14 protein-coding genes and 1 pseudogene are annotated in these 12710 nt (G+C 62.5%); 7 read left to right on the plus strand and 8 right to left on the minus strand.

The features are described 5' to 3' along the window. Positions 1-130: 130 nt before the first annotated feature. The gene (locus QGN30_RS19465) at positions 131-892 is read left to right on the plus strand and encodes an SDR family oxidoreductase (protein ID WP_038535373.1); all 762 of its coding nucleotides are present in this window, start codon (positions 131-133) and stop codon (positions 890-892) included. 40 nt (positions 893-932) lie between these two features. Next, the gene (locus QGN30_RS19470) at positions 933-2144 is read left to right on the plus strand and encodes a CaiB/BaiF CoA transferase family protein (protein WP_080749698.1); all 1212 of its coding nucleotides are present in this window, start codon (positions 933-935) and stop codon (positions 2142-2144) included. Positions 2145-2162: 18 nt separating this feature from the next. Here QGN30_RS19470 and QGN30_RS19475 read toward each other — a convergent pair whose 3' ends face one another. From QGN30_RS19475 to QGN30_RS19485, 3 genes are all read right to left on the minus strand, one after another. Next, the gene (locus QGN30_RS19475; protein ID WP_038535369.1) at positions 2163-2852 is read right to left on the minus strand and encodes a TetR/AcrR family transcriptional regulator; all 690 of its coding nucleotides are present in this window, start codon (positions 2850-2852) and stop codon (positions 2163-2165) included. After that, complete coding sequence (locus QGN30_RS19480) at positions 2836-3630, minus strand: alpha/beta fold hydrolase (protein ID WP_038535367.1); 795 nt, start codon at positions 3628-3630, stop codon at positions 2836-2838. The genes QGN30_RS19475 and QGN30_RS19480 overlap by 17 nt, the downstream gene beginning before the upstream one ends. 235 nt (positions 3631-3865) lie before the next feature. After that, positions 3866-5368 (minus strand): aldehyde dehydrogenase family protein, encoded by a 1503-nt coding sequence (locus QGN30_RS19485; protein ID WP_044059229.1) that lies wholly within the window; start codon positions 5366-5368, stop codon positions 3866-3868. A gap of 225 nt (positions 5369-5593) precedes the next feature. Here QGN30_RS19485 and QGN30_RS19490 point away from each other — a divergent pair, with 225 nt between their 5' ends. Continuing rightward, entirely contained in the window at positions 5594-6436 is an 843-nt protein-coding gene (locus QGN30_RS19490; RefSeq protein WP_009953190.1) for an SDR family oxidoreductase, read from the plus strand. 301 nt (positions 6437-6737) lie between these two features. Here the strand turns inward: QGN30_RS19490 and QGN30_RS19495 are convergent, their stop codons facing one another. Continuing rightward, the gene (locus QGN30_RS19495) at positions 6738-7322 is read right to left on the minus strand and encodes an ImmA/IrrE family metallo-endopeptidase (RefSeq protein WP_042792273.1); all 585 of its coding nucleotides are present in this window, start codon (positions 7320-7322) and stop codon (positions 6738-6740) included. Beyond that, entirely contained in the window at positions 7323-7697 is a 375-nt protein-coding gene (locus QGN30_RS19500; RefSeq protein WP_042792272.1) for a helix-turn-helix domain-containing protein, read from the minus strand. 145 nt (positions 7698-7842) lie between these two features. Here QGN30_RS19500 and QGN30_RS19505 point away from each other — a divergent pair, with 145 nt between their 5' ends. The 3 genes from QGN30_RS19505 to QGN30_RS25785 are packed head-to-tail and all read left to right on the plus strand — an operon-like array spanning position 7843 to position 9627. Continuing rightward, positions 7843-8100: a multiubiquitin domain-containing protein gene (locus tag QGN30_RS19505; RefSeq protein WP_042792271.1), complete on the plus strand. Its 258-nt coding sequence runs from the start codon at positions 7843-7845 to the stop codon at positions 8098-8100. 19 nt (positions 8101-8119) lie between these two features. After that, entirely contained in the window at positions 8120-9238 is a 1119-nt protein-coding gene (locus tag QGN30_RS19510; RefSeq protein ID WP_051473033.1) for a ThiF family adenylyltransferase, read from the plus strand. Positions 9239-9288: 50 nt separating this feature from the next. Further along, entirely contained in the window at positions 9289-9627 is a 339-nt protein-coding gene (locus QGN30_RS25785; protein WP_225331762.1) for a DUF6527 family protein, read from the plus strand. Positions 9628-9859: 232 nt separating this feature from the next. Here the strand turns inward: QGN30_RS25785 and QGN30_RS19515 are convergent, their stop codons facing one another. From QGN30_RS19515 to QGN30_RS19525, 3 genes are all read right to left on the minus strand, one after another. Further along, entirely contained in the window at positions 9860-10036 is a 177-nt protein-coding gene (locus QGN30_RS19515; RefSeq protein WP_165576450.1) for a hypothetical protein, read from the minus strand. Continuing rightward, the gene (locus tag QGN30_RS19520) at positions 10033-11445 is read right to left on the minus strand and encodes a deaminase (protein ID WP_042792270.1); all 1413 of its coding nucleotides are present in this window, start codon (positions 11443-11445) and stop codon (positions 10033-10035) included. The genes QGN30_RS19515 and QGN30_RS19520 overlap by 4 nt, the downstream gene beginning before the upstream one ends. Before the next feature lie 359 nt (positions 11446-11804). Then, complete coding sequence (locus QGN30_RS19525; protein WP_042792269.1) at positions 11805-12089, minus strand: helix-turn-helix domain-containing protein; 285 nt, start codon at positions 12087-12089, stop codon at positions 11805-11807. 223 nt (positions 12090-12312) lie between these two features. On the opposite strand from QGN30_RS19525, the pseudogene QGN30_RS25790 reads away from it, so the two are divergent. Beyond that, a pseudogene (locus QGN30_RS25790) lies at positions 12313-12672 on the plus strand (TniQ family protein); the annotation flags it as partial. Positions 12673-12710 lie beyond the last annotated feature (38 nt).

Genomic DNA, 12710 nt, shown 5'->3' on the forward strand with positions numbered 1-12710 from the left:
AGGTGATGACTATCACGTACGCGTCATGGTAGAACGATATGTGCGTTGCGTGCAAGGAACAAGTGCGCGCCAAATACACCATGATCCGCGTATTTCGATATAGCCGCAGACGGCAAGCATGAGGAGCGTGATGTCGCAGAGCATGGAGGGCCGAGTCGCCGTGGTCGCCGGCGCGTCGATGGGCGTCGGGCGGGCCACCGCAATTCGCCTAGCGCGGGAAGGCGCGACGGTAGTGCTGCTGGCCCGCCGCAAATTGCTTCTCGATGAGGTCGTCGAGATCATCGGGCCCCCCGCCGTCCCCATCGTCACCGATGTCACCAGCAGCCACGATGTGCACGCGGCCTTCGATCAGATCGCAGCGCAGTTCGGCCGCATCGACGTCCTGATCAACTCCGCAGGAGCCAGCCGCATTCGGCTGATCGAAGAAGCCAGCGACGAAGACATCGCCGTCACCATCAACACCAACCTGGTGGCTCCCATCTACACCACGCGCTCGGCCATTCCGCTGCTGCGCGCGGCCGGCGGCGGCGACATCATGAACATCTCCTCGGAGATCACCCTCGACGACATGCCGATGATGACCCTCTACGCCGCCACCAAGCGTGGCCTCAACGGTTTCACCGGAGCCATGAGCAAGGAGCTGCGACGAGAGGGCATCCGGGTGACCCTGGTGGTTCTCGGTGCGGTCGGAGATACCGGGATCCACGAGAACTTCGGCCCGGGCGACCTCGAAAAGGCCTGGCCGCTGTGGGAAGCCGACGGCTACCTCACCCGGATGAGCGGCACCCACCTGCTCACCTCGGCCACCGTTGCCGACGTGCTCCACGACGTCATCACCCGGCCACGTGAAGTGATGATGGACGTGATCCACATCCGTCCGGCGAGCAGCTGACCCCCCGCCGAACCGCGAAGGAGACAAAGTGATTCGACCGATGGACGGCGTCCGCGTGCTGGAGGTGGCGCAGTTCACCTTCGTCCCGGCCGCGGGTGCGGTCTTGGCCGACTGGGGCGCCGACGTCATCAAGGTCGAACACGCGGAGAAGGGCGACGCTCAGCGTGGCCTGAGCGCCCTAATGGGCATGCCGGTCGGCAGCGGGTCCTTCGCACCGTTGATGGAACACCCCAATCGTGGCAAACGCAGCCTTGGCCTGGCGCTCGAGCAGCCCGGGGCGTTGGGGGTCCTGCACGAACTGATTCGCACCAGCGACGTGTTCCTGACCAACTTCTTGCCCGCTGCACGCCGGCGGCTGGGCATCGAACTCGACGACGTCCGCAAGATCAACCCGGACATCGTCTACGTCCGCGGATCCGGCTTCGGCAACAGCGGCCCCGACAGCGAGAAAGGCGGATACGACAGCACCGCCTTCTGGGCTCGAGCCGGCAGCGCGGTGGGGACCACCCCGGTGGACTACGACGGCCTGTGCAAGATGCCGGCGGGCGCCTACGGTGATTCGCTGGGCGGCATGACCATCGCGGGCGGCATCGCCGCCGCCCTGTTCGCCCGGCAGCGCACCGGTGAGACTTCTGTCATTGATGTATCCCTGCTCGGGGTCGGCGCATGGGCCAACGCGCTCCCGGTGGGTTTCGCACTTTTGGAAGGTGGCCCGCCGGCGCCCCGCGCTCCCGGCAACTCGGCGCCGACGAACCCGCTGGTCGGCAATTACCGGACCGCCGACGACCGTTGGCTCGTCCTGGCCATGCTCCAACCCGGGCGCTACTGGCCCGAGTTCTGTCGGCACATCGACCGCGAGGACCTCATCACCGACCCGCGATTCTCCACCGCTGAAGCACTAATGGCCAATGCGACGACAGCGGCCGAGATCGTGCAGGAGGTACTCGCCGAGCGGCCGCTGGCCGAATGGGTCACCCGGTTCGCCGGCATGGAAGGCCAGTGGGCCATCGCGCAAGACCCGTGGGAAGTGGGCCAGGACCCGGCGTTGCGGGCCAATGGCCTCATCGCCGAAGTGCTCGACAGCGACGGCACTCCGCGGGAACTGGTCGCCAACCCGGTCCAGTTTGATGAGAAGCCGGTACAGCTCACGCGGGCACCGCAATTCGCTGAGCACACCGACGACATTCTGCGGGCTCTCGGCAAGTCCGACGACGAACTGATCGACCTCAAGATCAGTGGCGCGGTGACCTAGCAGGCGGCGCCACGGCTGTCAGGTTGCAACGCGGAGGATGGCCGCCGAGCAGAAAGCCCACAGGTCATCGACGCTGGTCGAGCGCCCACCGGACAACACCGCGGAGTGCGACGTCGCCAACAGCAGCTCCTGGAGCAGCGCAGCCTGGGTGGCCAGCGGGACGTCGTCCCGCAGCAAGCCGGCATCAGCAACCTCTTCGAGCAACTCAACGATGAAGGAATGCAAGGGTTCCAAGGCGTAAGCGAGGTCATTGGGGCGGGACTCCGCCAGTCGCAGGTGCAGGACACTGAGCCCCCGCGCCAGTCGGGCCGGCATCGCGGTGATTTCGGACAGTGCCTCCATCAAGGCCCGCACCCGCAGCACGGGATCCGCGATGCCCTCGCACCGCTCCCGGATCATCGGCATCGCCGTAGTCCGCAGAATTGTCTCGTATACCGCCAGCAGCAGGCTGTCTTTGCCATCGAAAAAGGTGTAGAAGGTCCGCTGTGACATGTTCGATTTGTCAACGACGTCCTGAATCGTGAAATCGCTTTCGTCTCTCTCCCCGAGCAGCTCTATCGCCGCCGCGACGAAGCGATCACTGCGGGCCTGGGCGCGCGCGCGGGCGTTGCGCAGCGAACGATCGACACTGTCCTTCTGCCAACTCGGTACGGGCGCCTCCGCCGGCTGATGATCTTTCGTCGCCTTCAGCTCACTTGACCGCGCCATGACGCTCCGCTCTCTCAAGGTCGACTTCGGCCAGGAAGTCACCGATAACTCCCCTGACCGTATCTGGGCACTTCTGGTGGGCCGAGTGCGCCGCGCCCTCGATCTCGACAAATCGGGCCCGCGGATTGACTTGGGCGAACCGCCGACCCTGCTCCTGACGCGTACGTTCATCCCGCTCGCCTGCCATCAACAGAATCGGGCACGCGATGCCAGCCAACGCCTCATCGCTCAGTTCGGGCCAAGTAACGCTGTCCTCGTGTAGCGCCGTGACCAGGTCGCGCCAGTGCTCGGGGCCATGGGTGGCCTCATGCAGGCGTCGTAGCGCGAAGGGCCAGGTGCGGTGCAGATGCTCCAGCCGCGGAGCGCGGTAATCGCTGGGGCGTCCGGTCCCAGGAGAAATGAGAACCAAAGATTGGGCCGTTCCCGGGGTCTCCAGCTCCAGCGTGAGCGCGATCTCCGCGCCGTAGGAGAAACCCACGATGTGCGGGTGACCCAGGCCCAGGTAATCGATGAGATAGCGCAGGTCGGAACGGACCGCGGTCCCCGTCATGGCTGTCGGCCGGAATTCCGATCGGCCGTGGCCGCGTAGATCGGGCAGGATGCATCGGTACCCCGGCCCCAGGGCCGCGGCCAGGCCAGCCCACTCGAACTCGCCCGTGGCGGTCGCGCCGTGGACGAACAAGACCGGCTGAGGTCCGTCGCCGACCACCGCATAGGCCAACGTCAACCCATCGTGTTGATAGGTGAAGGGACGAGGCGCTCCCAGCTGCCCAGTCATGCACGGCCCTCAACAACCTGCTTCTCGTTCAACGGCACACCACAGGTCCGTTCGGAGACAGATGACCCCCATTGAGCCTCCACTTGTCTCCCTCATGCCCTCGGTTTGAGTGAGCAAATTCTTGCATGACGCCCACCATGTTCTACCAGTGCAAAACGCTCAGGTGCTGTCTCACGAGGTTAACATGCTGAATCAAAGCCAGCCTGCCTATCGCACACGTGATAGTGATTGCAACTCAGCTCCAGGCGATGGATTTGAGTTCGGTGAACTCCTCAATTCCGTGGTGGCCCCATTCCCTGCCAATGCCGCTCTGCTTGAATCCGCCGAAGACACCGGTGATGCCCACCCCATTGGGCTGATCGGCTGACCAGCCAGGGCCGGAGCTGCCCAGAGCCTCGACGTTGACGGTGGGCGGCCCCACCGTCTGCACCGAGACATTTCCGGCCCGGATCTGACGGGCAACGTTGAAGCCGCGCGCGGTGTTGCCCGTGATGACGCCGCCGCCGAGTCCGTAAATCGAATCGTTGGCGATGCGAATCGCCTCCTCTTCAGTCTTGTAGGTGATCACGGTGAGGACCGGACCGAAGATTTCCTCCCGCGCAATCCGCATGTCATTGCGGGCGTTGACGAACAGCGTCGGCTCGTAAAAGAACCCCTTGGCTAAGTGCGCGGGACGCTTGCCGCCGAAGACCAGCTCGGCTCCCTCATCCAGACCGGATTGCACGTATGCCTCGACCCGGGCTCGCTGCCGCTCTCGGATCAACGGGCCGATGAGCGTGTCGGACTCGCGGGGGTCGCCGACCTTCAGAGACGACGCCGACCTCTTGGCGCCGTCGACGTACGCATCGAGCAAGTGCTCGGGCAGCAGCATTCTCGTCTGGATGGCGCAGCCCTGCCCAGCATGGATCATCGAGGTGATAATGCCCATGTTGGCGACGTGGTCTTCAGGGACATCGTCCAAGACGATCGACGCACTTTTACCGCCGAGCTCGAGTTGCAGGCGCTTGACTGTGGGGGCAGCGGCCGCCATGATGGCTCGCCCGGTGGTAGTCGAGCCGGTGAAAGTGACCATGTCGACCAGCGGGTGGGTGGTCATCTCCGCCCCGACCTCGGGGCCACCCGCGATGACGTTGAGCACGCCTGGCGGAAGGTCAGCATCCTGAGCCGCTTTGGCGATCTCGAAGGCGTCAAGCGGCGTCCACTGGTGCGGCTTGAGCACCACGGTGCAGCCGGCCGCCAGAGCCGGCAAGACCTTCACAATGTTGAGGAAAAACGGGAAGTTGAACGGGGTGATCGCGGCCACCACACCGACCGGTTCGCGGACCACAACGTGCCCGGCCATTCCGGTCGGACCCCCGGCCGGCGGAGACACTTCGGTCCACCGCACCGCGAGTTCCATGGCCTCGGCAATCCACTCGGCGATGTCAATCGTGCCGCGCACCTGAATGATGTCGGCGAGAAAGCCGACCGACCCGGACTCGGCCATCACCAGCTTCTTGAGGAAATTATGGCGCTCATCAAGGATGGCGGCGAATCGGCGTAGGACCTTTGCCCGATCTCGCGGCGACGTCCGCGGCCAGGGGCCGTCGTCGAATGCCCGGCGGGCGGCTGCGATCGCCGCGCGGGTGGCCTTGAGGCCCGCTTCCGGGACCGAGCCGATGGCCTCCTCGGTGGCCGGGTCTATGACTTTGATGACCCCGACCGTGTCGTCGGCCGTCCAAGCGCCGTCGATGAACATGTTGTCGTAATCCCAGCGGTCGCTCACCGCGCATTACCTCCAACTCTGAAGAATTTGACGCCCGCTGCATCGCCCAGTCGGGCCTACTGCCGCAGACGTGCCGATGCCAGAAGACGCTAGCAACAGCGTATCCCTATAGGGAGAATATAATGTTCCTCTTTGGACACCTGTTATATCTGTATACCGGTAGTCATCATCTTCGCGGTCAACTTGGTTGGAGGAAACATGGAAGACGTACTGGGATATGCGGGGCGCCATGTGGTGGTTACCGGCGCCGCGTCGGGCATGGGCGCAGCGACGGCAACGATCTTGACCAAGCTAGGGGCACGCGTCACTGCGCTCGACGTGCGGCCTACCGAGGCATCGGTCGACCGGGCGCTGGAAGTGGACTTGCGTGATCGCACATCGATCGAGCGGGCAGCCGAGTCCATCGACGGGCCCGTCCATGGTTATTTTGGCTGCGCGGGCCTGCCTGGGCCGCCGTTCTCTGGCCTGGACGTGTTGCTGGTCAACTTCGTCGGAGCCCGGCACCTGGTGGACCTGGTCCTGCCCAAGATTCCTGCCGGCGGTGCGATCGCGGTGGTCGCGTCCAATGCCGCCATGGGGTGGCAAAAGGAGCTGGAGCAGCTTATGGAACTGGTGTCCACCGACGGGTTCGATGAGGGCAAGCGGTGGTGTGTGGCTAATGACGAGATGGGAGCGGTCGGTGCATACCCACTTTCCAAGAAGGCGATCAACGCCTGGGTGGCGTCCCGGGCCGCCACGCTGATCACCGATGACATCCGGCTCAACTGCATCAACCCCGGCCCCACCGACACCGCGATGCTGCCCCATTTCGTGGAATTCGCCGGGCAGAACATCATTGACGCCTTCGTCGGGCCGATCCGTCGGCGCTCAACCGCCGAGGAACAGGCGTGGCCTCTGATCTTCCTTAACAGCCCCCGATCGAGCTACATCAACGGCGAAGCATTGGTTACCGATGGCGGATTCTTCGGCGCGGTGCAGTCCGGTCAACTCGACCTCGGCAAGATGTTCGACACCCCAGACATCAGCGCCACCGGAGCTTGACGGCTACTCGACCCTTCCCCGGAGCGCAGCGCCGCACGTCGCCTTGACGAAGCCTGTCATCAAAGGGGGCAAAGGCAAGCGGTGCGCGAAATTGCGCCATGTTGGACGAACACCGACACCTGCCTACGCTCCAGTTTGCTGAATTCTCAACAAAATGGCGGAGGCATTTTTCTCATCTTCGTGGCGGATCCTAGAACCATGTGGATGCGCAGTCCCGCTTTCCCTGAAGTACTTCAAAGAGTGGTGCCGCCGACCCGACACTGATCCGCACACGTCCGCTGCGGCCAGCCGCGAACTGGTGTTAACCGCCGCTGACCCGGCTCCGCGCTGCCGCTCGGCGCCGTGCAATCAGGCGCGCACCTGTTGCGTCCATTCGCCAGCGCGCCAGATCGACGCTGACGCCGAACTGGAGCGCGACCTCTTCATTCGTCGCCTTCCGTCTGGCGAGCAGCTTGGCAGATTCGAATGGGACGAGAAGCTCGCCGGCGATCTCAGCCGCTTCGTCCTCTTGGACCTGGTTCGCTAGCCGGCAGCCCCGCTCGTTCACGAGGCTGGTATCGAACTTGTGCTCGCCGAACACATGTGCCAATTCGTGACCCATCGTTGAACGTCTGCGCACCGGAGGGTGCGAATCATTCTCGACGATGACTGCACCGTTACCGACTGGCACTAACGCACCGGAAAACACTTCGGGACGGGCCAGAGTGAAGTGGTCGCGGATATCGCCGCTAATGGCAAGACTGCTCAGTGGGATCACATCGATCCCGTACAACTGAGCGAGCTTCCAAGGATCGAGGGCGTCCATCGGGTGCAGGCCGACTTCGGAGCGCAGCTCAGCAGCAAGCCGCTTACAAGCGGCCTTGTTGAAACTGCGGCTTCTGGACACTCAGGCTTCCTCCCGTGACGCGTGGGCATGACGGATTGTTGCCCGGATAACTTCTTCGAGGTAGGCGACATCGCGCTTGCCGAGGTCGCGACTCGCGCGCAGTAACGGTGCCAACTGCGTGACCAGGTCGGGTTCAGACTGTGGGCGATACTCAGCGTCGATGTCGACCATGAACTGCTCGGCCGGCATGTTCAGCCAGCGGACCAGCGTCGCGAATCCGTCGGCGTCCGGACGAAGGTTGTTGCCCAGGCGCGACAACAGGGATGGGCTAACTCCGATCTCCTTGGCGAGCTGGCGCCAAGACAGGCCACGGGTAGTGCGCTCAGCATCCAATGCGGCGTACAGGCCCTCCACGTTGATTCGCGTTCTTGTCATGGGTCTCCTCTATCGTCGCCATCAGTGTCGCACTTCCGGCGCACTGCTTGAAACTCGACGCGTTAATATTCTAAACTCGAAATGGTGGGTCGAAAGTGACACACAGCAGTTGTTAACTAGCGAACGTTGACAGGAGAACTACGACATGACCGCAGTCGAGGCAGCCGAAAAGACCAAGACGGTGACGATCATCGTGAACACAAAGGCACACAGGTGGAGCGAAAAAGACATCACGTTCGAGCAGGTCGTCGAACTCGCCTCCCCAGGGCAGCCGTACGACCCGGCGGGCACCACGGTGGAGTACAGCCGCGGTCATGGTCCCGACAAGTCGCTGCGCCCGGGCCAAAGCGTTCACGTCAAGGACGGAATGATCTTCGATGTCGAACCCACCAACCGGTCCTGAGGACCCCGTTAGTGGCTTATTGACCGACGGCTACGACCTGGTAATGCAGAACGGGCACCTTATCGTCCGTCGCATTCCCTATCTCGCGCCCAGCGGGGCGCGCACCGACGGACGGTTGGTTCTACCCGTGAATGACAGCGGTGGTGTGATGGCTGATGCCATCGGCGATCACACCATCTGGTTCGCCGGCGAAGAACCCCGCGACGAACGCAGCGCACCTCTCGGCAGTGCAAGTGTGCGTGATATCGGCGATGGGGACAAAGTCAGCTTCATGTTGTCCTTCAAGCCGCCTAGCGGCAGCTATGCCAGCCTGTACGATAAGGTGCGAACCTATGCCAGCATTCTCAGCACTCCGGCTCGAGGCATCGACCCGACGCTGACCGCGACACCCGGAGCGGCCTTCCAGGTCGTCGAAGACGACCTGCCGCTGGTGTACCGCGATACCAACACGACTCGCGCGGGACTCACGGCACTCAACACTGTCTTCCGCGGCCACCGAATCGCCATTGTCGGCGTCGGCGGCAGCGGCAGCTACATCCTCGACCAAGTCGCCAAGACCTGGGTTGACTGCATCGACCTCTTCGACGGTGACGTGTTCGAGAACCACAACGCGTTCCGCGCACCCGGCGCTGCCGCACACGAGACGCTTCAGGCTGGGCGGAACAAGGCGGAGTACTTCGCCGAGGAGTACTCCCGCATGCACACCGGGATCACCGCCCATCCCGAACACCTCAGCCTGGACAACATCCACCTACTCGCAAACGCCACGTTTGTCTTCCTCGCAGCGGCGGACGCTCACGAGCGGCCGATGATTATGGCATGGCTGCGCGATCACGACATCCCCTTTATCGATGTCGGCATGGGACTCCATCAGGTAGACGGGGGCCTCACCGGGCTCCTGAAATCCACCACGTACCTTCCGGGCGGCAGCATCGGCTTGCCGACAAAGCCGGCGCCGACGCCCGGCGAAGACGAGTACAGCACCAACATCCAAGTTGCAGACCTCAACGCCCTCAACGCACTGCTCGCAGTGATCGGCTGGAAGCGCTATCTCGGTTTCTACGCAACCCATAGCCTGGCCAACGAGACGGTCTACAAGCTATACCTCAACGAACTTCGAAACGGCGACGCGATATGAGTCGCACACCGCGCTACGCCGCCGAATTCGTCGAGAAATTCCCCACGCCAATGGAACCCGGCATCCTCTATATCTCCAGCAAGTACTCCACCGCAGGCCACCTCTGCCCATGCGGATGCAGCCGCGAAGTCGTCACGAAGCTTTCCCCTGCCAGATGGCGAATCACATTCGACGGCGAAGTGTCACTCTGGCCATCGGTGGCAGCCACCGGGCTGCCGTGTAACTCCCACTACTTCATTACTCGTGGTGAAGTCGACTGGCGCCATAACCTCACCAGTATCCAGACAGCACGGGCGCGGGAAGCCGATAGGCATGCAGTAAACAGCCACCGGACGAGAAACGAAGGCTTCGCAAAGCGGCTCTGGCGGCGTCTGCGAATGCGGCGATAACACGTAGTCAACGATTCTGCGGCACCTCAGCGTAATGTCAGCGTGCGGTCACTGACGACCCGACCGTTGAGTTGACGTTAAAGATACTGTCCTGCAACACGTTTACCATGCCGTAGAGAGTCTCTTTTCATCGATAACCGCTGACAGGACAGTGCAGGTGGATTCAATGACCCCAATGATCGACGCATGCCCGGCATTCCAGTGACACTTCTGCCCCGCAAACACCGCCGGTTCAGTGTGTAAGCGGGTTGAGGGTGTCGTTGGCGATACCTCGTGCCGTCTCGTATGCGCGCTCGAACCCTGCGTCGATGCGCGCCAGGCGGCGATCATCAATGTCGCTGAGGTCATCGGCCGACCTACTCAGGGCCGCACGATCTTCTGGTGTCAATCGCGACAACGGTGAGGTCATATCCGGAACTCCTTCTTCAAAGCGTTAATCGCTCGACGCTCCCTATCGGCTTGGTCCTCATCTTCTCGCACCTGACCGACAAGTGGCTGCGCGGCCCTCCGGTCATACGTGGGGAATTTCCCAGAGGCATCTGCGACAAACGCTGGGCGGTCGCCGAAAATCTGCATGTAGCGGCGCGGCGCCACGCCGGCGAACGGGACCAACTTGTCCTCGGCCCCCTTGGAAAACATCGCAACCGCGCGACTCTTCGGGTACGGCTCGATGTACTCAATATGGTCCAGGCGCACCGATAATGCGTGCTTGTAGCACAGGTGGCATGGATAGGTGGTGACGAAGAGGGTTCCACCAGCAGGTGATACTCCACGGACTGTGGCGTCGTCGATCGCCCTGGCCTCAGCATGCACCGCACGCTGGTACTCAATGACGCTCAGCAACTCGCCCTTATCGAGCGCCGCTGCCGCATGCGCCACCCCCTCGTCATCGGCGTCAAGCGTGTCTGCGAGAAGACCGGCTTCCTTCAATCGTTTCAGGGTATCCCGTAGGTTTTCGCGCTTGAACAGTTCGCTGGTGTCTTCACCCTCCAAGACGTCTGGAACCTGACCGTGGGGCACATCGTTGTATCCGGTGGCAATGACCGCGTCGTCGACGACGATCGCAGCGCCGACTTTGCGGCTGGCGGCCAGGGAGCGGGCGCTGCTGGCCAACGCCACATACATCGCGTACTCGCCGATCGTTGGCGCCTCAGGCTTCTGGAACAGCAAGTCGAACATTCGGTCGATATCCGCGCGTTCGTTGTTTCGGATGAAGAAGTCAGCCTGCGGATAGGTGCGGTTGACGTTCTGCCCCAGCTGTTCCCGCTCGTCGGCGTCGATTTCGATCAGCTTCTCGACTATGTCATTCTTCTCCGCGTCATCAGCCGAGGACAGATTGAGTTGCAGCAGGCTCCCCGTGCGCTCGGCGACACTTCCCTGGCTGCCGACCAGAATGAACCGGCTGCCGTAGACCTCTCGCAGTAGCTGCACCTCCTCCCGCCGCTTTAGCGACTGCACAACATAGGCCGTCCGCGGCCGACCGGCGATCTCGTCGATCGGCCGGTGATCGCCGTCCGCCCGAATCAGCTCGATCCGTCGAGCTCGAATGGCGCTCACCGCCAAACGCGCAACCGCGGCGGCATCCTCGTTGACCCGGCAAAATTGGTTACCAGCATCGATCAGCCGCCGGATCCGCAGATCCTCGGCCTCACCGGTAGGCGCCGGCACAGCAGTCGGTAGTAGCTCCGACACCTTGATCGGTACAGCCTTATAGCCGAAGCGCGACAACGACCCTCGGATCTCTTTAGTCAGATCGGTGGTACTCGTTCCCAGCGGCGCCACTAAACCGATGACCAGCTCCGGATCATTGGTAGCCATGACCGCAGCGTACCCAACCAATAGCGGACCAATTACTGTCACTCGTGCGGACACACGTAGCGACCAGAACGGCCGCGCGCCGCAATCAGAGCCTTCCGATGCTGCGACTCTCGGTACACCGCAAAACGGCGCCACACTGATGCCGTCGAGGGTAGAAGTTTGACGGCGTCGCGTTGCAGGCCTATCGCAACAGATCGAACCTTGTGTCGCATGTGGTTGTGCGGCCGGCGTCGACAATCACTATCACCTCTGCTGCACAACCGAATTCGCCGATAATTGGCCAATTTTGTCAGCCAGTCGGCTCGCTTGCTCAAGTCACCGGTTATGCAGGGATTTAATACGCCGCCCTGCAACAGATTTCAGATTCGAAATCCGCTCAGGGGATCGCCGGGGCTACGCAGGAGATCTGCCGCAGAGATTTGCAGCACATCAGCGATGTCGAATAGTCGCTCGTAGAGCAGTCCCCGTCGTCCATGCTCGACATCAATAAGGATGTTACGGGTCACACCGGACTTCAGGGCTAGCTGTTCTTGAGTGAGACCTCGCTGGATTCGCAAAGTTCTGATCCGCTGACCGACTTGTCGACGCCTGTCTTCCCAAGTTGCCGCACGCTCGGGATTGGTTTGGCTGGGTCGGGTAGGCACGCAGCCAGTAACTGTGGCAAACCGACAATTGTCTGCCCTACTAGTAGTACATTAGGTAAGTATTGACGGCGGCCTCTTGGACCACCTAATCAGCGACAGAGACTGCATTGCCTGGCTGAAGGAATCAAGCCGATGGCCGGACCGCAAAGGGACGCTCGAGCCGAGGACGTCAATCGTCCTCAGCTCGACGGTATGCGCATCGACCGAGTGTGAGCCGGCCGCGATGTGCCGCACGCTGCCTATCCGGCTGACGCCGGCCATAGGCGAAGCACTTGACTCTTATCTGGAAGCACTTGCCTATCGGTCGCACACGGCATGGGGCGACATTGTCAGCGCTGTCGGCCTGGGCGAATCGACGATGCGGTCGGGAATCTATGGATGGTTGATGCGACTCACACGCTCGCAATCATCAGCGTTGGGCCGAGCAACCGGGATTGACGCCACCCGACTTGATTCGATGACCGTCGCAGGACTCGCATCCGGCGCGAGCGCCACGTCGGGACCGTCCGCGCCGGCGCCCATTTTGCGAGCGCCCGCAAGATCGCGTTATTGCCCACAATGTTTAGCCGACAGTGGCGGCCGCTGGCAGCTGTGGTGGCGGCTGCGCTGGGCAATTGCTTG

The organism is Mycobacterium sp. 3-98, from assembly GCF_035918355.1.
In the GTDB taxonomy this organism is placed as follows: Bacteria; Actinomycetota; Actinomycetes; order Mycobacteriales; family Mycobacteriaceae; genus Mycobacterium; species Mycobacterium intracellulare.